The sequence below is a fragment of the Achromobacter sp. MFA1 R4 genome (assembly GCF_900156745.1).
In the GTDB taxonomy this organism is placed as follows: domain Bacteria; phylum Pseudomonadota; class Gammaproteobacteria; order Burkholderiales; family Burkholderiaceae_B; genus Achromobacter.
In genome coordinates, this window is the sequence record NZ_LT707065.1 from 880,351 (window position 1) to 901,868 (window position 21,518).

General features: G+C 71.1%; 22 protein-coding genes. 19 read left to right on the forward strand and 3 right to left on the reverse strand.

All coding sequences use genetic code 11. The annotated features are described in order from the left end of the window. Positions 1-19: 19 nt before the first annotated feature. Complete coding sequence (locus tag BXA00_RS04055; protein ID WP_076516427.1) at positions 20-472, forward strand: SRPBCC family protein; 453 nt, start codon at positions 20-22, stop codon at positions 470-472. Here the strand turns inward: BXA00_RS04055 and BXA00_RS04060 are convergent. Then, the gene (locus BXA00_RS04060; RefSeq protein ID WP_076516429.1) at positions 469-900 is read right to left on the reverse strand and encodes a DUF1801 domain-containing protein; all 432 of its coding nucleotides are present in this window, start codon (positions 898-900) and stop codon (positions 469-471) included. The two genes, BXA00_RS04055 and BXA00_RS04060, sit on opposite strands and share 4 nt — an antisense overlap. Positions 901-1,109: 209 nt before the next feature. On the opposite strand from BXA00_RS04060, the gene BXA00_RS04065 reads away from it, so the two are divergent. After that, positions 1,110-1,898, forward strand: a complete 789-nt coding sequence (locus tag BXA00_RS04065; protein ID WP_076516431.1) for a hypothetical protein — start codon at positions 1,110-1,112, stop codon at positions 1,896-1,898. 23 nt (positions 1,899-1,921) lie between these two features. Here BXA00_RS04065 and BXA00_RS04070 read toward each other — a convergent pair whose 3' ends face one another. After that, positions 1,922-2,686, reverse strand: a complete 765-nt coding sequence (locus tag BXA00_RS04070; protein ID WP_076516433.1) for a class II aldolase/adducin family protein — start codon at positions 2,684-2,686, stop codon at positions 1,922-1,924. Positions 2,687-2,869: 183 nt separating this feature from the next. Here BXA00_RS04070 and BXA00_RS04075 point away from each other — a divergent pair, with 183 nt between their 5' ends. The 3 genes from BXA00_RS04075 (at position 2,870) to BXA00_RS04085 (ending at position 6,111) form a co-directional block, all read left to right on the forward strand. Beyond that, the gene (locus BXA00_RS04075; protein WP_076516434.1) at positions 2,870-3,529 is read left to right on the forward strand and encodes a glutathione S-transferase family protein; all 660 of its coding nucleotides are present in this window, start codon (positions 2,870-2,872) and stop codon (positions 3,527-3,529) included. A gap of 80 nt (positions 3,530-3,609) precedes the next feature. After that, positions 3,610-5,337 (forward strand): alpha/beta-hydrolase family protein, encoded by a 1,728-nt coding sequence (locus tag BXA00_RS04080; protein ID WP_156902732.1) that lies wholly within the window; start codon positions 3,610-3,612, stop codon positions 5,335-5,337. A gap of 18 nt (positions 5,338-5,355) precedes the next feature. Continuing rightward, positions 5,356-6,111 carry a hypothetical protein gene (locus tag BXA00_RS04085; protein ID WP_231952200.1) on the forward strand — a complete coding sequence of 252 codons (756 nt, stop codon included), beginning with the start codon at positions 5,356-5,358 and terminating at the stop codon, positions 6,109-6,111. Positions 6,112-6,121: 10 nt separating this feature from the next. Here BXA00_RS04085 and BXA00_RS04090 read toward each other — a convergent pair whose 3' ends face one another. Next, positions 6,122-8,722, reverse strand: coding sequence for a carbohydrate-binding family V/XII (locus BXA00_RS04090; protein ID WP_156902733.1), 2,601 nt, complete (start codon positions 8,720-8,722; stop codon positions 6,122-6,124). A 415-nt stretch (positions 8,723-9,137) separates the two neighbouring features. On the opposite strand from BXA00_RS04090, the gene BXA00_RS04095 reads away from it, so the two are divergent. The 14 genes from BXA00_RS04095 (at position 9,138) to BXA00_RS04160 (ending at position 21,511) form a co-directional block, all read left to right on the forward strand. Next, positions 9,138-11,420, forward strand: a complete 2,283-nt coding sequence (locus BXA00_RS04095; protein ID WP_076516438.1) for a phage tail sheath subtilisin-like domain-containing protein — start codon at positions 9,138-9,140, stop codon at positions 11,418-11,420. Between the two features lie 70 nt (positions 11,421-11,490). Continuing rightward, positions 11,491-12,015 carry a phage tail protein gene (locus tag BXA00_RS04100; protein WP_076516440.1) on the forward strand — a complete coding sequence of 175 codons (525 nt, stop codon included), beginning with the start codon at positions 11,491-11,493 and terminating at the stop codon, positions 12,013-12,015. A gap of 12 nt (positions 12,016-12,027) precedes the next feature. Continuing rightward, a complete protein-coding gene (locus BXA00_RS04105) occupies positions 12,028-12,753 on the forward strand; it encodes a hypothetical protein (RefSeq protein WP_076516442.1) in 726 nt (241 codons plus the stop codon). Then, positions 12,750-13,634 carry a hypothetical protein gene (locus BXA00_RS04110; protein WP_076516444.1) on the forward strand — a complete coding sequence of 295 codons (885 nt, stop codon included), beginning with the start codon at positions 12,750-12,752 and terminating at the stop codon, positions 13,632-13,634. The genes BXA00_RS04105 and BXA00_RS04110 overlap by 4 nt, the downstream gene beginning before the upstream one ends. Next, the gene (locus BXA00_RS04115; RefSeq protein ID WP_076516446.1) at positions 13,631-14,923 is read left to right on the forward strand and encodes a DUF4255 domain-containing protein; all 1,293 of its coding nucleotides are present in this window, start codon (positions 13,631-13,633) and stop codon (positions 14,921-14,923) included. Before BXA00_RS04110 ends, BXA00_RS04115 begins: the two co-directional genes overlap by 4 nt. Next, positions 14,920-16,863: an ATP-binding protein gene (locus tag BXA00_RS04120; RefSeq protein WP_076516448.1), complete on the forward strand. Its 1,944-nt coding sequence runs from the start codon at positions 14,920-14,922 to the stop codon at positions 16,861-16,863. The genes BXA00_RS04115 and BXA00_RS04120 overlap by 4 nt, the downstream gene beginning before the upstream one ends. Then, the gene (locus BXA00_RS04125) at positions 16,860-17,117 is read left to right on the forward strand and encodes a hypothetical protein (protein WP_156902734.1); all 258 of its coding nucleotides are present in this window, start codon (positions 16,860-16,862) and stop codon (positions 17,115-17,117) included. Before BXA00_RS04120 ends, BXA00_RS04125 begins: the two co-directional genes overlap by 4 nt. 8 nt (positions 17,118-17,125) lie before the next feature. Continuing rightward, positions 17,126-18,289, forward strand: coding sequence for a DUF4157 domain-containing protein (locus tag BXA00_RS29145; protein ID WP_083714168.1), 1,164 nt, complete (start codon positions 17,126-17,128; stop codon positions 18,287-18,289). A gap of 8 nt (positions 18,290-18,297) precedes the next feature. Beyond that, positions 18,298-18,567: a hypothetical protein gene (locus BXA00_RS04135; protein WP_076516454.1), complete on the forward strand. Its 270-nt coding sequence runs from the start codon at positions 18,298-18,300 to the stop codon at positions 18,565-18,567. Then, positions 18,564-19,217: a hypothetical protein gene (locus BXA00_RS04140; protein WP_076516456.1), complete on the forward strand. Its 654-nt coding sequence runs from the start codon at positions 18,564-18,566 to the stop codon at positions 19,215-19,217. The genes BXA00_RS04135 and BXA00_RS04140 overlap by 4 nt, the downstream gene beginning before the upstream one ends. Further along, positions 19,214-19,543, forward strand: a complete 330-nt coding sequence (locus BXA00_RS04145) for a hypothetical protein (protein WP_076516458.1) — start codon at positions 19,214-19,216, stop codon at positions 19,541-19,543. The genes BXA00_RS04140 and BXA00_RS04145 overlap by 4 nt, the downstream gene beginning before the upstream one ends. Beyond that, the gene (locus BXA00_RS04150) at positions 19,536-20,663 is read left to right on the forward strand and encodes a hypothetical protein (RefSeq protein ID WP_076516460.1); all 1,128 of its coding nucleotides are present in this window, start codon (positions 19,536-19,538) and stop codon (positions 20,661-20,663) included. The genes BXA00_RS04145 and BXA00_RS04150 overlap by 8 nt, the downstream gene beginning before the upstream one ends. After that, on the forward strand, positions 20,660-21,175 hold the full coding sequence (locus BXA00_RS04155; protein WP_076516462.1) for a phage baseplate assembly protein V: 516 nt from the start codon (positions 20,660-20,662) through the stop codon (positions 21,173-21,175). Before BXA00_RS04150 ends, BXA00_RS04155 begins: the two co-directional genes overlap by 4 nt. Positions 21,176-21,187: 12 nt before the next feature. After that, entirely contained in the window at positions 21,188-21,511 is a 324-nt protein-coding gene (locus BXA00_RS04160; protein WP_076516463.1) for a hypothetical protein, read from the forward strand. The last annotated feature ends 7 nt before the right edge of the window (positions 21,512-21,518 follow it).

Consider the following 21,518-nt stretch of genomic DNA (forward strand, 5'->3'; position numbering starts at 1 on the left):
CATTCGAGGCAGACACACCATGACCACCGGAACCGTACGACACCTGCGCATCCTGCGCACCACGCCCGACCGCGTCTACCGGGCCTTTCTCGAGCCCGACGCCATCGCGAAGTGGCTTCCCCCCTATGGGTACACCTGCACGGTGCAGGAACTGGACGCCCGCACGGGCGGCCGCCACAAGATGTTCTTTCGCAATTTCGCCACCGGCCATGAGGAGCCGTTCGGCGGCGAATACCTGGAACTGGTCGAATTCCAGAAGATCCGCTACACGGACCGCTTCAACGATCCCAACCTGCCGGGCGAGATGACGACCACGATCACGCTGCGCGAGGTTTCCTGCGGCACCGAACTGATCATCGTGCAGGAAGGCATCCCCGACGTCATTCCGACAGAGATGTGCTATCTGGGCTGGCAGGAATCGCTGCTGCAGCTTGCCCGGCTGGTCGAGTCGGACGTGCCCGCCGCCAGTTAGCCGCCGGGTCCGGCCCGCTTGACCTTCGATGCGGTGTTCAGCGCCACGGCCGCGCGGAAAAGCGCCAGGAACGCCGGTTCGTCCAGGCGGTCACCCTCGTGCAGATCGATGGCGCGGCGCGTGTTGCCGTCCAGGCTGGCGTTGAAGAGCCCGGCGGGGTCCTCCAGCGCTGCGCCCTTGGCGAAGGTCAGCTTCACGGCCGTCTTGTAGGTTTCGCCCGTGCATACGATGCCGGCATGCGACCACACGGGGACGCCGCGCCACTTCCACTCCTCGGCCACGTCGGGATCGGCCTGCCGGATGAGCGCCCGCACGTGGGCCAGCGTCCGGCCGCGCCAGTCGTCCAGTTCGGCGATGCGCGCGTCGATCAGCTCGGACGCGCCGGCCTGCGCATCCCGGTTATCGCCAGTCTTGTCCGCTTTCATCATGCCGCTATCCGTTTCCTTGAAGGGTCTCCAGCATAGGACCGGCGCCGCGCCCACGAAAATTCGGGCTAACGCCGATACGTTTGTTCATGTTTTGACACCAACCGCCCCGGCGCAGCCGTGCAACTCCCTACAAAATGTGGCGCGCCCGTGCGGCGTCGCGCCGTCCGCCATCCGCTGCCGGGCGCTGCTCACCCCAAGAAGGAAGAATCGTGTCGAAACTGTTTGCCCTGGTGATCTCCGCCGTCCTGCCCGTGGCCGCGGCGGCGCAGCCCGACGTCGAGCCGCTGACGCTCAACGCGGACAACAAGCTGTACTGCAATGCCCAGACGGACTGGTGCGTAGGCATCAAGACGGACGGCAAGTTCGGGGAAAACGGCCCCTTCGCGACCAGCCGCACGCTGCGCGCCGAACGCCTCTTCTGGGACTCGCCAGAGGTCCCGGATTTCAAGCACTTTTCCGTCTGGCCGCAACTGATCCGGCTGGACGAGGAGCGCGCGCTGGTGGGGGTGATCGGACCGCAAGAACCGGACTTCGAGCCCGAGACACCGTTCTCCGGCGGCAGCTTCACGCGCCGCGACCTGTATGTGTACGACGTCACGCTGGGCGAGCCGACCGGCGCGAACCTGGTGCTGGTCCTGCCCTACACGGCCGACGCCTCCATCCGCGCGTGCTTCAACGCAGCCGACGAGCAGAAGCGCGCCGGCCAATGCAGCGACGTCTACCGTTTCACGACCGCCGTGAAAGCCTTGCCGGGCCGCGACTATCCGGATTTGCAGGTGACGACGCACGCGACGCGCTCGCCGGCCGGCGCCAGCCGCTTTGCGGACTCGAGCGCGCGGCCCGCGCTGACCCGGGAGCAACTGGCGCCTCAGGTGGACAGCGCGTGCAGCTACACCGTGACCTACGCCTGGCAGGCCGACGCATCCGTTTACCAGCCCGCCACGCCACTGCCCGACTGCGCCGAATTCCTGGAGGCCATGCCCGAACCCGGGAAGTAAGCCGCCGCGCGGCTTCGCGCCGTCTAGTCGGCGTAGCCCGGATTGCGGCGGTCCAGGCGGCGCAACAGACCCGGCCACGCGAGCTGGGCCTTGTGCGCCCGATCGGCCGGCGATTCCACCGCCGCGCGGGCCAGCACCTCGGGCGGGATGTAGGTCAGTTCGCCGCCCGCCTGCGCCCGGACCTGCACCATGCAGGCCGCCTCCAGGCGGTGCATCGCCTGGAAGGCCTCGGCCATGCTCTGGCCCACGGTCAGCAGGCCGTGGTTGCGCAGGATCAGGTAGTTGTTGGCGCCCAGGTCGCGCACCAGGCGCGGCTGCTCGTCGGGATTGAGCGCCAGCCCTTCGTAGTCGTGATAGCTGAGCGAGCGCAGCGCGATGAACGCAAACTGCGACAGCGGCAGCAGCCCCGCCTTCTGCGCCGACACCGCCACGCCGTTGATCGAGTGCGTATGCAGTACGCACATCGCATCCTTGCGGGCCGCGTGGATACAGCTATGGATGGTGAAGCCCGCCGGGTTGATGTCGTATTCGGACGCCATCACCTTGTTGCCGTCCAGGTCGATCTTGACCAGGCTGGACGCCGTGATTTCGTCGAACATCATGCCGTAGGGGTTGATCAGGAAGTGCTCCGTGCCCGGAACCTTGGCCGTGATGTGCGTGAAGATGAGGTCGTCCCAGCCGAACAGCGCCACCAGCCGGTACAACGCCGCCAGGTCCTTGCGGACCTGCCATTCCGTTTCGCCGACCTGTTCGCGCACGCTGGCGCCTTGCTTGCCTACCGTATCCATCCCGTCTCCGTCTTGTTGCTGTTTGGCTGTTTGGCTGTTTACCCGCGGCTCGTGCCAGGGGCTCCGCCATGCACTGTATTCCTTTCGCCGCGCCGCCGCACGGCGGCGCGCCGGGCGGCGTCCGTCTGGTGAAACAGGCCCAGACCCATTAACCTGTGAGCCACTGCTCTGGAGAACCCGAGAATGCTGCCTGCACTTTACGGTCATCCCTTTTCCTCGTACACGCAGAAGGCGCTCATCGCGCTGTACGAAAACGGCACGCCCTTCGAATTCCGCAGCCTCGGGCCGGAAACACCCCGCCATGCCCGGGACTGGCTGGAACGCTGGCCGCTGCGCAAGTTCCCGCTGCTGGTCGATGGCGATCGCAACATCGTCGAATCCAGCATCATCATCGAATACCTGCAGCTCGCCCATCCCGGCCCGGTGCGGCTCATCCCCGACGACCCGATGGCCGCGCTGGACGTGCGCTTCCTGGACCGCTATTTCGATCTGCACGTCATGTTCTGGATGCAGCACGCGGTAAACGGCGCGCTCTCCGGCGACCCTGCCCGGCGCGAGGAAGGGATGGCGCAGGCGGCGGAAAGGCTGGAGCTGGCGTACGCCTGGATCGACGCGCAACTGGCCACGCGCACCTGGGCCGCGGGCGAGGACTTCACGCTGGCCGACTGCGCCGCCGCCCCGTCGCTGTTCTATGCCGACTGGACGTATCCCATCGCGCACGCCTATCCGCATCTGCGGGCCTATCGCGCGCGGCTGCTGGCGCGTCCGTCGTTCGCCCGCGTGGTCGACGAAGCCCGGCCCTACCGGCCGCTCTTTCCGCTGGGCGCGCCCGACCGCGACTGACCGCGACTGACAGGCCCGCGGACATCCCGCGGCAACGTGCGAGAATCAACGCCACTTCTACCCGGATGAGGACGCCTACCGTGCAGCAAGCCTTGCCTCGACACCTGCCTTCATTCTTCCGGTCCCATCTGGAGTCCCTGTCCGGCGTCGGGCTCATGCTCGGCACGCTGTTCTTCGCCGCGGCGCTGACCCCCACCCTGATTCCCCGCACCCACGTCACCCAGGGCGTGCTGGCCGGCACCTGCCTGGCGGCGGGATACGGACTGGGCGTGCTGTGGCACTGGCTGTGGGCCTACATGGAACTGCCCGAGCCCAAGGGGCGCGCGGCGCGGATCGTCAACACCGTCATCGGCCTGCTGTGCCTGTCGGTGGCGATCCTGTTCCTGGGCCGCGCCGCCGAATGGCAGAACACCATCCGCGCGCTGATGCAGATGGAGCCGGTGACCAGCGCCCATCCCATCAAGGTCAGCGCGATCGCCGTGCTGACCTTCGCGGTGCTGCTTGCGCTGGCGCGGCTGTTCAAGCTGATCGCGCGCTTTCTGGCCCGGCAGGTGCGGCGCGTCGTGCCGCGGCGCGTGGCCAACGTCACGGGCGCCGCGATCGCGATCCTGATCTTCTGGCTGCTGGCGACCGACGTGTTCTTCCGCGGCGCGCTGCACGTGCTGGACGCGTCGTTCCGGGAATTCGACGCGCTGCTCGAACCCGAGCGGCCGCAACCGACCGCCGCGCTCAAGACCGGCGGCCCCGCGTCGCTGATCCGCTGGAACGAACTGGGCCGCGCGGGCCGCGAATATATCGCCTCGGGACCGACCGCCAGCGAGATCACCACGCAATCGGGACGCGAGGCGCTTGAGCCCATCCGCGTGTATGTCGGCCTGCGCGGCGCGGCCACGCCGCAGGCGCGCGCGCGCCTCGCGCTGGACGAAATGAAGCGCGTGGGCGCCTTCGACCGTTCGACGCTCGTCGTGATCACGCCCACCGGCACGGGCTGGGTCGACCCCGCGGCGGTGGACTCGCTGGAATACCTGCTGAACGGCGACGTGGCCAGCGTCGCCATGCAGTATTCGTACCTGTCCAGCCCGCTGTCCCTGCTGGCGCAGCCCGAGTACGGCGCCGAGGCGGCGCGCGCGCTCTTCGTGGCGGTCTATGACTACTGGACCGCCCTGCCCAAGGACCGCCGGCCCCGCCTGTACCTGCATGGCCTGAGCCTGGGCGCGATGAATTCCGCCGGCTCGGCCGAGCTCTTCGAGATGATCGGCGACCCGATACAGGGCGCGCTGTGGAGCGGTCCGCCGTTCGAAAGCCGCGTCTGGCGCACCATCACCGATGCCCGCAATCCCGGATCGCCGGCCTGGCTGCCCGAGCTGCGAGATGGCGCCTTCGTGCGCTTCATGAACCAGCACGGATCGCCCGTGCCCGACGACGCGCCCTGGGGTCCGATGCGCGTCGTCTACCTGCAGTACGCCAGCGATCCGGTCACGTTCTTCGACTACCGCGACCTCTACCGTCCGCCCGCGTGGATGAATGCGCCGATGGGCCCGGACGTGTCGCCCGAGCTGCGCTGGTATCCCGTGGTCACCATGCTGCAGCTCGCGCTGGACATGGCCGTGGGCACCAATACGCCCATGGGCTATGGCCACGTCTATGCGCCCCAGCACTACGTGAACGCCTGGGTGGCGGTGACCGGCGCGAACGGCTGGACGCCCGATGGCATCGAGGGCCTGAAGCGCTATCTGCTGGAACGCGCGCAGGCGGCGATGGAAGACGAGGACGGCGACGAAGCCGCCTACGAAGGGCGCGGAGGATAGGCGTTGCCAGCATTGCCCATGAACGCATTGCCCATGAACGCATTGCCCCTGAATCACCCGGCGCATGACCGCCTGACCGCGTTCTTCTGGCGCGAGGACGCCCTGCGCAGCCGCAGCGTGAGCGGCCGGCTGCTTGCGGGGAACCTCGCCGTGCCGGCGCCCCCGGCCCGCGTACGCGCCGACTGGGAGCGCGAGATCCGCACCCGCCTCTGCCTGGAACCCGGCGACGTCGAACAGATGCCCCTGCCGCGCACCCGCGCGCGCTGGCCGGAACTGAGCCTGTGCGAAGAAGCCATGCGCGACTGGACGCGCACGCTCGGACTGGGCGAGGTCCTGGCCGACAGCGACATGGCCCTCATGGCCTGCCGCGGCGCGCGCTATCACCACGACGGCGAACAGTACGGCGGCGCCGCGTTCTGCAATCTGTTCCTCTGCGAAGACAAGGGACTGGACGTGCACTTTCCCGGCACCGGCGACCGCATTGCGCTCACGCCGGGCGCGGCCATGATCTTCGACACCTGCCAGCCGCACGCGGTCATTCCGCGCGACGCAACCGGCTTTGACGAAGCGGATTTTGTGTCGGGTCCGGACCGCACGCTGCTGTTCCTGAGCTGGGAGCTGCCCATCGAGGATGCCCGCGTCGCGCGGGCGCTGGGCATTGAATTCGACGTGGACCCCGCAGCGGCCTCGCGATTGGATGAAGAACAGCTGCGGGCCGACGGGGCGCGCGTGGGCGTCGACCCCGCGTCGGGGCAGTGGGTGAGGACGGGCTGAGCCCGCCGGTTCAGCGCCGGAAGCCGCCCCGGAACCCGCCGCCGAACCCGCCGAAACTGCGGCCTTCCATGCCTCGGCCTTGCCACCTGCCGTCCATGCTTCGGCCCTGCCAGCCGCCATCCATGCTTCGGCCCTGCCAACCGCCTTCCGACTCGCCCATGCGCCCCTGCCAGCCGCCGCCGTCCATCCCGCCCGTGCGCTGCGTCGAATAGTCGCGCGCCTGGCGCTGGGAATTCAGGTAGTTGGCGTTGGCCTGCGTGTTCGGCTGGACCGGCTGCCAGCCCGAGGACGTGTGCTGCTGCCAGCCGTTGTCGTTGTGCTCGTAGACGTTGCCGTTGTGGTCCGCGTAGACGTTGCCGTTGTTCCAGGCCATGCCGCTGCCGGTGTTGCGGTCGTAGGTCGCGCCGCGCCGGTCGACGCTGTCGGCGCCCTGCCCCGCCGTGCCCGTCGCCGCGGCGGCGGAGTACGTGGTGCGGCCGGTGTCCGGGTTGGTGCGCACATTCTGGCGGCCCGCAGCCCATTGGCCGTCGTCGTTCTCGACCGCGCCGGCGCGGCCCGCGCCCGATGCGCCGGTCACCGGATCGGTGTAGGCGCCTCGCCTTCCCGCCGCGGCGTTGCCCGTGTACTCGTTATAGGCCGCGCCGCGCGTGCCTTCGAAGGCCGCGCCGGTCTGCGGGTTGTAGCCCTCGGCGTGCGTGCCCTGCCATTCGTTGCCCGTCCAGCCGTTCCATCCGGCCGCGTGCGTGACCGTGCCGGACCCGCCCCATGCGCCGTAGACGTCGACCTTGTTGACGTCGACGCCGCCCCAATAGGGCGCGCCAGAATACGGCCCCCAGTACGGCGCCGCGCCGCCCCAGGCCTCGGCGGCGGCAAAGCCGAAGGCAAAGCCCGCCGCGGAATCGAAGGCCGCGTTGTAGCCGTAGCTGGGCGGATAGCCCACCCAGGCATCCTGCACGATCACGGGCGGATAGGGGTAGCCGGTGCCGTAGACAACGGTGCCATCGGGCGCGACCACCACGCCCATGTAGCCGGGCGTATAGCCGAACACCACGCTCTGCGGCGTCGAGCCGTACACCTGCACGTAGGTCACGTAGTGCAGCGGCGAGCTGGCGGGAATGGCGTAGATGGCCGCCGGCACGTGGTCGGCCACGCGCCATGGGCCGGTGGGCGAATCCGACACGAACCACACGGCGTGCGACAGCGCGTAGTAGCGGCCTTCCGCCTGGATGACCGGCACCTGCGAATTGGCCGCGTAAGACAGCGGCGTGCCCGCGATGGGGCGCATGACGGGCGCGCCGCCCGCATACCGGACCTGCAGCGTGGCCGCGCTGCGCGACACGGTCGCGGTCTGCGGAATCGTGGACGCGATGACGGCCTCGCGGGCCTGCGGCGTGCCCGGCACCGACACCAGCACCCCGCCCTGCGGATCGCGGGGCGGAATGCGCGCGAAATCGCGCGGCAGATCCTTGCCCGGCACGTAGGACCACGGCCCTTCGAGCCGCGGGCCGCGGAACCAGCGGCCGGACACCAGCAGGTAATAGCGGTTGTCGCCCGGGTTCATGAACACCGCGTGATCGGCGTTGGTGACGGACAACAGCGACGTGCCCGGCACCGGCCGCAGTTCGGCCTGGCCGATCGTGATCAGCAGTTCGGCCGGGACGGTGGACACTTCGATGTCGGGCGCGCGGTGCGGCGCACGGCCGTCGTGCGGCATCAGGGGATCGGGCGCGGCGCTGCGGCGGGCGGCGTCGGCGGCCGTGAGCAGCGCGGGCGCCGGCTGCGCGACCGTGCGCCACGGCCCGTTGAGATCGCCGGATTCGTACCAGTGGCCCGCGGCCTGCAGGTACAGGCGCCCGGCGCTATCGCGCAGGATCAGCGCGCGCGTGTTGATGACGCGGCGCCACCCTTGCGCCCCGGCCACCTCCGCCCACGCGGGCGGGCCGTCCACCAGCACCAGGATGGCCGGCACCGTGCGATAGATGATGCGCGGCGGCGTGTTGTCCACCGGCACGGTCTTGGCCGCCGGGTTGTTCTGCGACAGCGCATAGCTCAGTTGCAGCGCGTCCAGCGGCGTCACCATGCCCTGGGCGGGAATGCGCGCTTCGAGTGCGCTGCGCAGCCGCGCGGCCTCTTGCGGCGCGGTGGGCACCTGGACGCGCTCGATGCGGATGTCGGACAGATGCACCAGGCCGGCCGGCTTGTTGACGTCCGCGCGCGCGGAGAAGTCCGCCACGCCGTAGGTCGGGCTGCCCTTGGCCGCGCCCACCGCGACCGCCATGCGGCCGGTGATGCGATCCGCCGTCCAGGTGTCGATCTGGGGCTGGTAGAGCTCGACGCGGGTGCCGTCCTGCGCGGAGAAGCTGCGCGGCCATTGCAGCGCGCGCACGGCCGAGGCATCGGGCTGGCTGGCGGCAGGCGCGGGCTGGGCCGCGGCGGCCTGGGACGGGCCGGCATCCTGCGGCTGCGCCGCAGCGCCGAAGACAAACGAGGCGCCGGCGGCCAGCCCGAGCACGGCGCGCGCGATGCGCGGGCGGCGGCCCGCCTTGTCAGGCGCGGCAGGCAAGCGGGAAAACCAGGCATGCAAACGCAGCAATCGGGACACGCTATTCATCGCACGCTCCTTGGGACTGGGGCCGCCTGCCAGGCCGGCCGGGGCGACCCGCTGCCCGGAAGATTCCGCAGCGGCGCCGCTACGGGTTATACGCCAGCGGCGCGCGCGCTTCAATTGCCGGAAGACCCAGGCTGAATCCGGGCTGAATAAGAAACAGATGGTTAACGCCGTGAAAAAGCTATTGCCGGGTTCATACAGACCTTCTATAACTCGTTCTCACCAGGGCTTGCTGCTTTTGCCCGATTGCCTTTCCGCTGCAATCCAACTAGAGCGGCGCAACGCCCGCCACACCGCGCAGCCTCGCGCGAATCGAATCGCCATGCCCCGGCCCATGTCCTGCGGCGCACTGGCGGCTCTCTAAGACTCTCCTACGGCAAGAACACTTCGTCCAAGAAGTCGTGTGAAGGAGCAGCTCATGGCCCTTACCCTGTCCCATCCCGGGGTTTACATCCAGGAAATTCCCAGCGGCGTGCGCACGATCGCGGGGGTCGCGACGTCGGTTGCCGCGTTCCTGGGCGCGGCCCCGCGCGGTCCCGTCAACAAGGCGGTCCGGATCTTCAGCTTTTCCGACTACGAGCGCGCCTTCGGCGGCCTGGCCGACGACTCGGAGCTGGGCTACGCCGTGCGGCAGTTCTTCGTGAACGGCGGCACGGATGCCTGGATCGTGCGGGTCGTCAAAGAGGCATCGCCCGCGCAGCGCACCTTACGCAGCGCGACGGCCGTGGACGTGCTGGCGGTCCGGGCGCTGGATCCGGGCGTCTCGGGCAACGGCATCCAGGTCCGCGTGGACTACGCCACCGCCGTGCCTTCCAGCACCTTCAACATCCAGTTCATCCGCGCCGGCGACGGCCGGGCGGAAAGCTACGCCAATGTCTCGCTCAACGCCAAGGATCCGCGCTACCTGCTGGATCTGGTGCAGGGCGTCTCGCAGCTTGTGCGCCTGGAGCGCCTGCTGTCGCAGGGCGCGCTGGACGCGCTGCCGGCGGGCACCAGCGTCAGCGGCACGCTGGGCGACGTGCAGACGCTGCTGGACGCGACACACACCGACTTTCGCGTGGCGGTGAACGGTCTGGAACCGGTGGGCGTGAGCATCGCGCTGCCCGGCGACATTTCCGGCGGCACGGCCACGCAGCGGCTGACATCGCTGTGCGCCGCGATTCAGGCCAAGGTGCGGGCGCAGGCGCAGGGCCGGCCGGCGCTGGCGAACTTCACGGCCGCGCGCAGCGTCAACACCATCGTGCTGACCTCGGGCGCGGGCGGTGAAAACGCCAGCGTGCGCGTGCTGCCCGGCGCCCGCAACAACGCGGCCGGCGTGCTGATGCTGGGTTCGCTGGCGGGCGGCATCGAAACCGACGGCGCCGCCATCATCCGGCCCGCGCCCACGCCCGATGCGGCCACGCTCACCAGCGACACCTTCGGCGCGACCGACCTGGATGCGCTGCCCGACGCCACGCACACCAGCCTGCGCATCACGCTGGACGGCCTGGGCCCGGAACTGGTGAGCCTGGGCGACACCGCCGCCGCGGGCGGCTCGCTGGCCGCCAAGCTGGAAGACGTGGCGGCGCGCCTGCAGGCGGCCGTGCGCGCGCTGCGGCCGGGCACGCCGGCATTCCGCGACTTCACCGCCCGCGTGCAGGGCAGCACGCTGGTGCTGGCCAGCGGTTCGCGCGGGCTGGGCTCCACCATCGCCGTCGCCGCCGCCCCGGCCAACGACCTGGCGGCGTCCCTGCACCTGCTGACTGGCGCGGTGGCATCGCCGCCGCCGGTGGACGCGCTGCTCGAAGGCGGCACGGAAACGCCCTATGGACCGGACGACGTCTATGCCGCGTTCATCGGCAATCGCGCGCTGCGCCAGGGCCTGTACGCGCTGGAAGACGCCGACATCTTCAATCTGCTCTGCCTGCCCGCCATCACGCATGCCGGCGTCCTGGCCGACGCCGCCTCGTACTGCGAAGAGCGGCGCGCGTTCATGATCGTGGATGCGCCGCCCACGGCCGTCGACCCGGCCTCGATGGTGGCGGTCGCCACCGGCACGGCGCTGCCCAAGTCGGATCATGCGGCCGTGTACTACCCGTGGACGCACGTGTCCGATCCGCTCAAGAACGGCAAGCCCCGCCTCGCGCCGCCCTGCGGCACGATCGCGGGCCTGTATGCGCGCACGGACGGCAACCGCGGCGTCTGGAAGGCGCCCGCCGGCACCGATGCCAACCTGGCCGGCGTCGTGTCGCTGGCCGCCACGCTGACCGACGGCGAGAACGGCAGCCTGAACCCGCTGGGCGTCAACTGCCTGCGCACGTTCCCCGTGTACGGCGCGGTCTGCTGGGGCGCGCGCACGCTGCGCGGCGCGGACCAGCTCACGTCGGAATACAAGTACGTGCCGGTGCGCCGCCTGGCCCTCTATCTGGAGGAATCGCTCTACCGCGGCACGCAATGGGTGGTGTTCGAGCCCAACGACGAGCCGCTCTGGGCGCAGATACGCCTGAACATCGGCGCATTCATGAACACCCTGTTCCGGCAGGGCGCCTTCCAGGGCAGTTCTCCGCGCGAGGCCTATCTGGTCAAGTGCGACCGGGAAACCACCACGCAGGACGACATCAATCGCGGCGTGGTCAACATCCTCGTGGGGTTCGCGCCGCTCAAGCCCGCCGAGTTCGTCGTCATCAGCATCCAGCAACTGGCCGGCCAGATACAGGCTTGAGCCCGGCGCCCGCCGGCGCGCCGCTTGCGGCCGCGCGGCAGGCGCCGACCACGGTTTCCAGGAGATCGCCATGGCGCAGTTCACCGTCAATCCGCAGCGCTTCGACCCGTACAAGAACTTCAAATTCCGGGTGAAGTGGGATGGCCGCTATGTGGCCGGCGTCAGCAAGGTGTCGGCGCTCAAGCGCAGCACCGAAGTGGTCGAGCACCGCGAAGGGGGCGACCCCTCCAGCGCCCGCAAATCGCCGGGGCGCAACAAGTACGAGGCCGTCACGCTGGAGCGCGGCGTCACGCACGACCGCGAATTCGAGCAGTGGACCAACAAGGTGTGGAACTTCGGATCGGGGCTGGGCAGCGAGGCATCGCTGAAGGACTTCCGCAAGGACATCATCATCGAGGTCTACAACGAGGCCGGTCAGCTCGTGCTGGCCTACAAAGTGTTCCGCTGCTGGGTATCCGAATACCAGGCCATTCCCGACCTGGACGCGAACGCCAACGCCGTCGCGATCCAGACCATCAAGCTGGAAAACGAAGGATGGGAACGCGACTACGAAGTCGCCGAACCGTCCGAACCGAGTTTTGTCGAGCCGGCCTGATGGAGCGCAGCCATGCACGCCCTGATCGATACGCAAATTCTTGCGCTGTGGGAGGCGGGCCGTGACTGCCATCCGATAGACCGCGGCCTGCGCGCGCTGGCCGTGGCGATGCCGGGGGTGGACATCGCGTCCCGGCCGGTGGGATGGCGCACGCTGTCGCTGCTGCGCCTGCGCGGCGCGACCTTCGGACCGCGCCTGGCGGCCTGCGCCGATTGCCCCGATTGCGGGGCTGCGATGGCGTTCGACGTGGACCTGGCGGCGCTGGTGGACGCGCTGCCCGCGCCGCCCGAGCGCGCGTCGGCCGAGCCCATGTTCGATGCGCACGGCGCCGCCTGGCGCCTGCCCAGCAGCCGCGACCAGGCGCGCGCCGCCATGGCGGCCGACAGCGGCGCGGCCCTCGCCGCGCTGTTGCGGGCCTGCCGGCTGCACGCGCCGGACGACGCCGCGCTGCCGCGGGGCGCGGCGCTGGACGACATCGAGGCGCGCATGGAAGCGCTGGATCCGGCGGCCAATATCGAACTGTCGTTGCGCTGCGCCGATTGCGCGCGGGCCTGGACGGTGGCGCTGGACGCCGATGCCTGCGTGTGGGACGACATCAGCCTGTGCGCGCGCGGCCTGCTGCGGGACGTGCACCGCCTGGCGCGCGCCTACGGCTGGACCGAGCCGCAGGTGCTGGCGCTGGGCCCGGCGCGGCGCGCCGCCTATCTGGAACTGGTGGACCGGGAAGCAATGCCATGACCGGATTCCTGCGCCAGCTTGCCAGCCGCAGCCTGGGCCTCGCGCCCCGGCTGCGCGGCGCGCCTACGCCGCAGTCGGCGGCGCTGCATGGCGCCGTGCCTGGCGAGGCCTCGGCCCCCGGCATGCCGGAGCAGGCGGCGGCACGCGGCGAGACCGCCGCGTTCGCGCCGGCCTGGGACGTCAGCGCAAGCGACGGCGCGGCCGGCAGGCCAGCGCAAGCGGCCTTCCTGCGCGGGCCGGCGGCGGAACCGGGGCTCGCAGCGCCGGCCGCGACGGCGGCGCCGGATCAACCCGCCGGGATCGCGGGTATCGATGCGCCCCGCAGCCGGTCCATGCCGCCCGCAAGCGCCGACGCGGACATGCCGCCGCCGCTTTTGGCACGGTGGAACGGCAGCGACGGCTTGCCGCCTGCGCACCGCGCGGACTCGCCGCCTCGCGGCATTTCGGGCCTGTCTGGGTTACGGACGGAAGACGACGCGCGGGCCGGACTGGGCGCCGCGATGCCGTGGGAGGCGCGGGCACCGGCGCGGGCACCGGGGATGGCGCCCTCGCGCGCAGGCCGCGCCGAGCGCGAACCAGGCGAACCGGACGCCTCGGACAAACCCGGCGAATCCGCCGCCCCCGCCCCCCAGGCAGTCCAAGACGACACCGCCGCGCAGCAAGGCGCCATCGACGCGCGCACCCTCGCCGCCCTCGCCACGCGGCACGCGCCGGCCTCGCGCCACGCGCCGCCACACGCCCCTGCGCCCGACGTGCACATCACCATCGACCGCCTGGAGGTCGCCCCGCCCGCCCCGGTCCCGCGCGCCGCGCCGCCCGCGCGATCCGCGGCGCTTTCCCTGCGCGCCTACCTCGCCGCCCGGCGAACGGGGCTGCCATGAGCAACGCGCTGGCGATCGCGGCGGTCACCGCCGTTCTCAAGGACCTGCTCGACTCGGGCATGATCGACCACGCCGTGACCGACGCGCTGGGCGCGGGCGTCAAGGTGTCGGCGGTGGCGCCCGACGCGGTGTCGCTGGACAACCAGGAAGACCCGCAGCTCAACCTCTTCCTGCACCAGGTCACCCCCAACGCCGCGTGGCGCAATGCCGCGCTGCCGTCGCGCGATGCGGCGGGCGAACGCATCGCCCATCCGCCGCTGGCGCTGGACCTGCACTACCTGCTCACCGCCTACGGCCGCGCCGAACTGCAGGCCGAAGTGCTGCTGGGCTACGCGCTGCAGCTGCTGCACGAATCGCCCGTGCTGCCGCGCGAGGCCGTGCGCCGCGCGCTGGACCCGGATGTGGTCGACGGCGCCATCCTGCCCACGGTCTACCAGAGCCTGCGCGGCGCCGACCTGGCCGGCCAGATCGAACTCCTGAAGATCACGCCGTCGGCGCTCGGCGCCGAAGAGATGTCGCGCCTGTGGGCCGCGCTGCAGGCGCACTATCGGCCGACCGCCGCCTTCCAGGTGTCGGTCGTGCTGATCGAATCGCGGCGTCCGGCGCGCGGCGCGCTGCCCGTGCTGACGCGCGGCGAAGCCATCCCCGGCACCCCGCGCGACCGTGGCGTGACCGTGTTCCCCGGCCTGACGCCGCCGCTGCCCACCCTGCTGTCCGTGCAGCCGTCGGGCAAGCAGCCGGTGGCGGTGCCGGGCGGCACCGTGACGCTGCTCGGGCACCACCTGGACGGCCTGGCGCGCGTCGTGTCCCTGCGCCACGCCACGCTGCAGGCCGAGCGCAGCGTGCCGGTCGACGCCGGCACGGACGCGTGGCTGCGCCTGACCATGCCCGCGGACCTTCCCGTCGGCGTGTACCGCCTGCATGCCTCGGTGCAGGCGGCCGACACCGGCCTGCGGCGCGACAGCAACCAGCTTGCGCTGGTGCTGGCGCCCGAACCCGTGCTGCCGCCCGCCTCCGTGACGCGCAACGCGGGCACGGTGCGCATCGAACTGGGCATCGCGCCGCCGTTGCTGCCGGGCCAATCGGCCAGCCTGCTGCTGGACGACCGCGTCCTGCCCGCCGAACCCGCGGCCGCGCCCGCGAGCCAACTGGTCTTCGAATGGCGCGACGCGCCGCCCGCGGGCACGCGGCTGCTCGTGCGCCTGCGCGTGGACGGCATCGAGAGCCCGCTGGTGGACCGCGAAGCGGTCCCCGTGCGTTACCTGAACCGCCAGATCGAGCTGCCATGAATGCGCGCGCGCCCCTGGACTGGACCGACGCCAACCAGCAATTGCTGGCCGCCGAATTCGCGCGGCTGCGCGCAAGGCTGAGCAAGCCCGGCAGCCGCCCGGCGCGTCACGGCGCGCAACAGCGCGTGCAGGCCCGCGCCGCGCTGGATGGCGACGCGGCCATCGACCAATTGACCACGGCCTTCGGCCTGTCGGCATTCGAGCGCGACCTCCTCTTGCTGTGCGCCGGCGTCGAAATGGACGCGGCCCTGGCCGACTGCTGCGCCCAGGCGCAGGGCCGCGGCGGCGGCCTGCGCCACGCCAGTTTTGCGCTGGCCCTGGCCGCGCTCGACGGCGCGCACTGGAGCGCCCTGTCGCCGCAACGGCCGCTGCGCCGCTGGCGGCTGCTGGATGTGGACGATGCGGCGGACCTGAGCACGGCGCGCCTGCGCATCGACGAACGCGTGCTGCACTTTCTGGCCGGCCTGAACGAACCCGACGCGCATCTGCGTCCGCTGCTGCGCCCCGCGATGCCGCTGCCCTTTGCGGCGCCCGCGCACGAGGCGGCGACGCAGCAGATCGCCGGGCAGATCGCCGCCGCCCATGACGCCCCCCTGCCCGTCTTTGTGCTCGAAGGCGACGACCCCGGCGCGCAGGAAGACGTGGCCGCCCGCGCCGCGCGCGCCGCCGGGCTCGCCTGCCTGACGCTGCGGGCCGAAGACATCCCGGCCGACGCCGCCGACCGCGACGCGCTGCTGACGCGCTGGCAGCGCGAGGCGGTGCTGCTGGGCGCCGGACTGTACGTCGACGCCTCGGAGGGCCTCACACCCGCGGCGCGGCATCTGGTCGAACAGGCGGGCGGCCTGTGCCTGCTGGGCGTGCGCGAACCGGTCACACTGCGCGCGGCGTCGCGCCACCATGCGGTGTCCCGGCCGCAGGAGGCCGACCGGCGCATTCTGTGGCGCCAGGCGCTGGGACCCGAGGCGGCCGCGCACGCCGGCGAGGCCCTGGACCAGGCCGCCAGCCAGTTCGGTCTGGACGCGCGCACCCTGCAGCTCACCGCCGCCGCACTCGCGCCCGCGCTGCGCGAGCCCGGCGTCGATCCGCACGCCGCGCTCTGGCAGGCCAGCGCGCAGGCCAGCCGCCGCCGCCTCGACGGCCTGGCCCAGCGCCTGACGCCCGCGGCCGGCTGGGACGATCTGGTGCTGCCCGATCCGCAGATGGCGGTCCTGCGCCAGATCGCGGCGCATCTGCGCCAGCGCCACCGCGTCCACCAGGATTGGGGCTTCGCGGCCGCGCAGTCCCGCGGGCTGGGCCTGGCCACCCTGTTTACGGGCGAGAGCGGCACGGGCAAGACCCTGGCCGCCGAGGCCCTGGCGCGCGAGACCGGGCTGGACCTGTACCGCATCGACCTGTCGGCGGTGGTCAGCAAGTACATCGGCGAAACCGAGAAGAACCTGCGCCGCCTGTTCGAGGCCGCGGAAGACGGCGGCGCGATCCTGCTGTTCGACGAAGCCGACGCGCTGTTCGGCAAGCGCTCGGAAGTCAAGGACAGCCATGACCGCTACGCCAACATCGAGATCAGCTACCTGCTGCAGCGCATGGAGTCGTATCGCGGCCTGGCCGTGCTGACCACCAATCTGAAATCCAATCTGGACAACGCCTTCCTGCGGCGGCTGCGCTTCGTCGTGCAGTTTCCGTTTCCCGACCAGGAACTGCGCGCCCGCATCTGGCGCGGCGTGTTCCCGGCCGCCACGCCGACCCGCGGCCTGGACCCGCGCCAACTGGCGCGCCTGAACCTGACGGGCGGCAGCATCCGCAACGTCGCGCTGAACGCGGCCTTCCTGGCCGCCGACGCCGGCACCGAAGTCACCATGGCTCACGTGCTGCAAGCCGCGCACGCCGAAGCCGCCAAACGCGAACGGCCCCTGGCCGACGCCGAAACGAGAGGATGGCCATGAAACCCGCAATCCATTTGCATATCCGCGCCCTCAGCCTGCCGAGCCACGACGCCGCCCAGCGCAACGCCTTCGTGGCCGCGCTGGTGCACGAACTGGTCCGGCGCGCCGCGCAACAAGGTGGCGCCGTGGTCGAGGGTGCCGCGGCCGGCGCCGATGTGCAGCGGCTGCAGACCGTGGCGCAAGGCGCGCAGCCGGCGCAAACCGGCGCGCAGGCCGGCCGCGCCATCGCCGACACCTTCCACCTCAAGCATTGAACGCGGCCATGAGAACGTCGGCCTCCTTGTTTTCGCCACGGCCCGACACCGCGCCGCCGCGCTCGCGCCTGGTGCAGCGCCGCTGCGCCTGCGGCTGCGGCGGCAAGTCGTCGTGCGCGGTCTCGCGGCGCACGGGCGGCGCGGCGCGGGACAGCGCGACGGTCCCCGGCCAGGTGGAGGACGTGCTGCGCAGCCCCGGCGCGCCGATGGCGGCGGCCGACCGGGCGGAATTCGAACAACGCTACGGCCATGATTTCAGCCGCGTGCGCATCCACGCGGATTCGCAGGCCGCGGCGTCGGCGCGCGCGCTGCAGGCGCAGGCCTACACAGTCGGGCCGCATGTGGCCTTCGGCGCCGGCCGCTATGCGCCGGGCACCCCGGCGGGACGCGCCCTGCTCGCGCACGAACTGGCGCACGTGGTCCAGCAGCAGGCGCGCTACCAGCCGGGGTTGCCGCTGGAACTGGGCCCGGCGCACTCGCCGCAGGAGGCCGAGGCCGACCGCGCCGCGCACCGCCTCGGCCAGCCCCTGCCCGCGCCCGGCCTGGCGCAGACCGTGCAGCGCGCCGGCATGGGCGACCTGCGCGTGGCCGAAGCCGAGGCGCGCAAATGCCCGGCGACGCACACCATGCCGAACGACGTGTTCGACGCCATCAACGACGCCTGGTCCAAGTCCGGACACGGCGGCGACACGGTGACCGAACATGGCGGACGCATCGTGTCCGACAAGGACGGCAAGCGCGTCATCCGCACCGGCTCGGGCGGCGGCGGCAGCATCACGCTGCCGGCCGAGCAGAAGGGCGACTACACCCTGGGCACCTTTCACACCCATCCCTACAGCAAGTCCGAAAAGTCCAGGCTGGGCGTGGCGTTCTCGGGCGGCGACGTGGCCAACTTCATGGCCGGCAATCAGGGCTGGGTGAAGTACGTGGGCGCCGGCAGTTGCAACTATGCGCTGAACATCCAGGACTACGAGGCCGTGTACGACTGCCGCAAGCGCAACGTGGACTTCAAGACGCGCTGGAACGACGCGTTCGCCGCGGCCACCGGCACGTTCCAGGCCAAGGTCGAGTCCGCGGTGCGGGCCTCCATCGACGGCTGCGGCATCTGCTTCTACCGCGCCTGCCGGCCGGATGCGGCCAGCGCCGTCCCCAAGAGCATGAGCCTGATTTAGGAGCCGACATGGAAGACTGGATAGGCAAGACCGTAGGCGAGGTGCTGGACCTGTGCCAGACGCGCTACGCCGACGTCACCCTGGTCGACGAGCCGCCCGGCAAGCTGCGCGCGGTGGAACTGGACTGCGTGGCACGGATGCCGGCGTCGCGCTATGTCCTGGAATTCGACTACCGCCCCGAACTTTTCAGCGCCGCGCGCCACTGGCCCGAATCGCTGGTGGGCGCGCAGCGCATCACCGCGGTGCGCAACGCCGCCGAACCGCAGGCCTATCCATGAGCGGGCCGCTTGCGCCCCGCCTCCTGCGCGGCGGCATCATCCTGATCGATCCGGCCAGCGGGGCCGTGCAGCGCGTCATATCGCTGCAGTACAACCCCGAGACGCTGACCCGCTCGCTGCAGCCCCAGAGCGTGGACGACGGCGGCGCGGCGGGCGAGCCGCTGCGGCTCAAGGGCCCGCCCGCCGAGACGATCCGGCTGGACGCCGAGATGGACGCCACCGACCAGCTCGAATTCCCCGACGACCATCCCCAGGCCCGCGACACCGGCATCCACGCCCAGCTCGCCGCGCTGGAGACCATCGTCTACCCGGACAGCGCGGCGCTCATCCGCAACAACCAGATCGCCAACCTGGGCACGCTGGAGATCGCCCCCACCGTCGCGCCGCTGTGCCTGTTCGTCTGGAGCCGCGAGCGCGTCGTGCCCGTGCGCGTGACGGATTTCTCGATCACCGAGGAGGCCTTCGACGCGCGGCTCAATCCCATCCGCGCCAAGGTGTCGCTGGGCCTGCGCGTGCTGCATGTGGGCGACCTGGGCTTTGGCGACAAGGGCGGCCATCTGTACCTGGTGTACCAGCAGCGCAAGGAACGGCTGGCCGCGATGGCCGGCCTGGGCGATCTGGGTTCGGTCGGCCTGGAGTCCCTGCCATGAGCGTGCAGCGCTTTCCCGCCAACAGCCGCTATCACGGGGTGGCCACGGCCGAGATGCCCGGCCCCGACGGCCAGCCGCGGGTCTTCCTGCGCCGCCGCTTCCTGCCCGATCCGTCCACGCTCACCCCGGTCGGCGAACTGGCCGTGGCGCCAGGCGACCGCCTGGACCGCCTGGCCGCCGCTGCGCTGGGCGACCCGCTGCAATTCTGGCGCCTGGCCGACGGCAACGACGCGCCGCGCCCGGCCGCGCTGGAAGCGCCCGGACGCAGCCTGCGCGTGACGCTGCCCGCCTCGCTGGGCGCGTCCTTCGGAGGCGGCGATGCTTAACGGCGTGCACCTGACGCTGCTGGTGGGTCCCGGGCTGCCGGTTCCCGCTCCCCGCCCGCTGATGGACAGCCTGGAAAGCGCCGAGGTGTCCTCGTCGGCGGACGGCCCCGGCGGCTTTCAGCTCACCTTCACGGTCAGCAACCGCTCGCCGCTGCACACGCTGCTGGTGATCGCCGGCGGCCAGGTGCCGTGGCTGCGCGTCATCCTGATCGCCACGCTGAACGGGCTGCCTATCGTGCTGATGGACGGGCTGGTCACGCGCCAGGAGATCACGGACGGCAACGCGCCCGGCCAATCGCGCCTGACCGTCACCGGCGAGGACCTGACGGTGGCGATGGACAAGCAGGACATGAGCGGCCTGCCTTACCCGGCCATGCCGCCGCCCGCGCGCGTCGCGGCCATCGTCGGCCGCTACGCGCTGTACGGGATGCTGCCGCTGATCGTGCCGTCGCCTTTCACCGACGTGCCGATCCCCGTCGACCGCATTCCCCTGCACGAAGGCACGGACCTCGCTTACGTACGCCAGCTCGCCGCGGAGGTCGGCCACGTGTTCTACGTCGAACCCGGCCCGCTGCCCGGGGCCAACGTGGCGTACTGGGGGCCGGAGATCCGGCTGGGGCCGGTGCAGCCCGCGCTCAGCCTGGGCATGGACGTGCACACCAATGTGGAGTCGCTGTCGTTTTCGGTGAACCAGTCGGACGCCGCGCTGCCCGTCATCTTCATCCAGAACCCGCTGACCAAGTTTCCGATCCCGCTGCCCGTGCCCGATGTCAGCCTGACCAGCCCGCCATTGGGCCTGCTGCCGCCGCTGGCCAAGGGCCTGACGCTGCTGAAGGACACCGCCAAGCTGTCGCCCGCGGCCGCGCTGGGCAAGGGGCTGGCCATGGCCGCCGGCACCACCGCCGACGCGGTGACCGCCGACGGCTCGCTCAACGTGCTGCGCTACGGCCATGTGCTCAAGTCGCGCCAGTTGGTGGGCGTGCGCGGCGCGGGACTCGCCTTCGATGGCCTGTACTACGTCAAGCGCGTGGACAGCACGCTGAAGGCGGGCGAATTCACGCAGCAGTTCTCGCTGGCCCGCAACGGCCTGATCTCGACCCTGCCCCTGGTGCCCCCATGACAGAACCCCTTCGCCACTACGGCAAATTCCGCGGCGTGGTGATCGGCAACATCGATCCCATGCAGATGGGCCGCATCCAGGTGCAGGTGCCCGACGTGCTGGGCCTGGGCGTGTCAAGCTGGGCCATGCCCTGCGTGCCGTTCGCGGGCCAGCAGAGCGGCGTATTCGTGCTGCCGCAGGTCGGCGCGGGCGTGTGGGTCGAGTTCGAGCAGGGCAAGCCCGACTACCCCATCTGGGTCGGCGGCTTCTGGGGCTCGGCGGCCGAAGTGCCCGCGCTGGCGCTGGCGGGCCTGCCGGTGTCGCCCAGCATCGTGCTGCAGACGGGCGGACAGAACACCCTGATGATTTCCGACCTGCCCGGCCCCACGGGCGGCATTCTGCTCAAGACCAAGACCGGCGCGATGATCTCGATCAGCGACGTCGGCATCACCTTGTCCAACGGACAGGGCGCGACGGTGATGCTGGCGGGGCCGGCCGTCAACATCAACCAGGGCGCCCTGACTGTGACCTGAGGAGACCCAGCCATGCCCGGACCCTTGCTGCATCTTGGCGCCACCGTGCAGTGCTCGCACGGCGGCCAGGCCATTCCCCTGTCGCCGAACCCGCGCGTGCTGCTCTCGGGCCAGCCCGCCGTGGTCATCCTGTCGTCGTATTCGATCGCCGGCTGCGCGTTCCCGCCGCCGCCCTCGGGCAATGGGCCCTGCGTCACCGGCATGTGGCTGAGCGGCGCCACGCGCGTGCTGATCGGCGGGCTGCCCGCCGCGCTGCAGGCCGGGTCGTCGATCTGCATGCCCACCGGCACGCCCATGCTGGCCCTGCAGGCGCAGGCGCGCGTCGTGGGCATGTGAGGCGCCG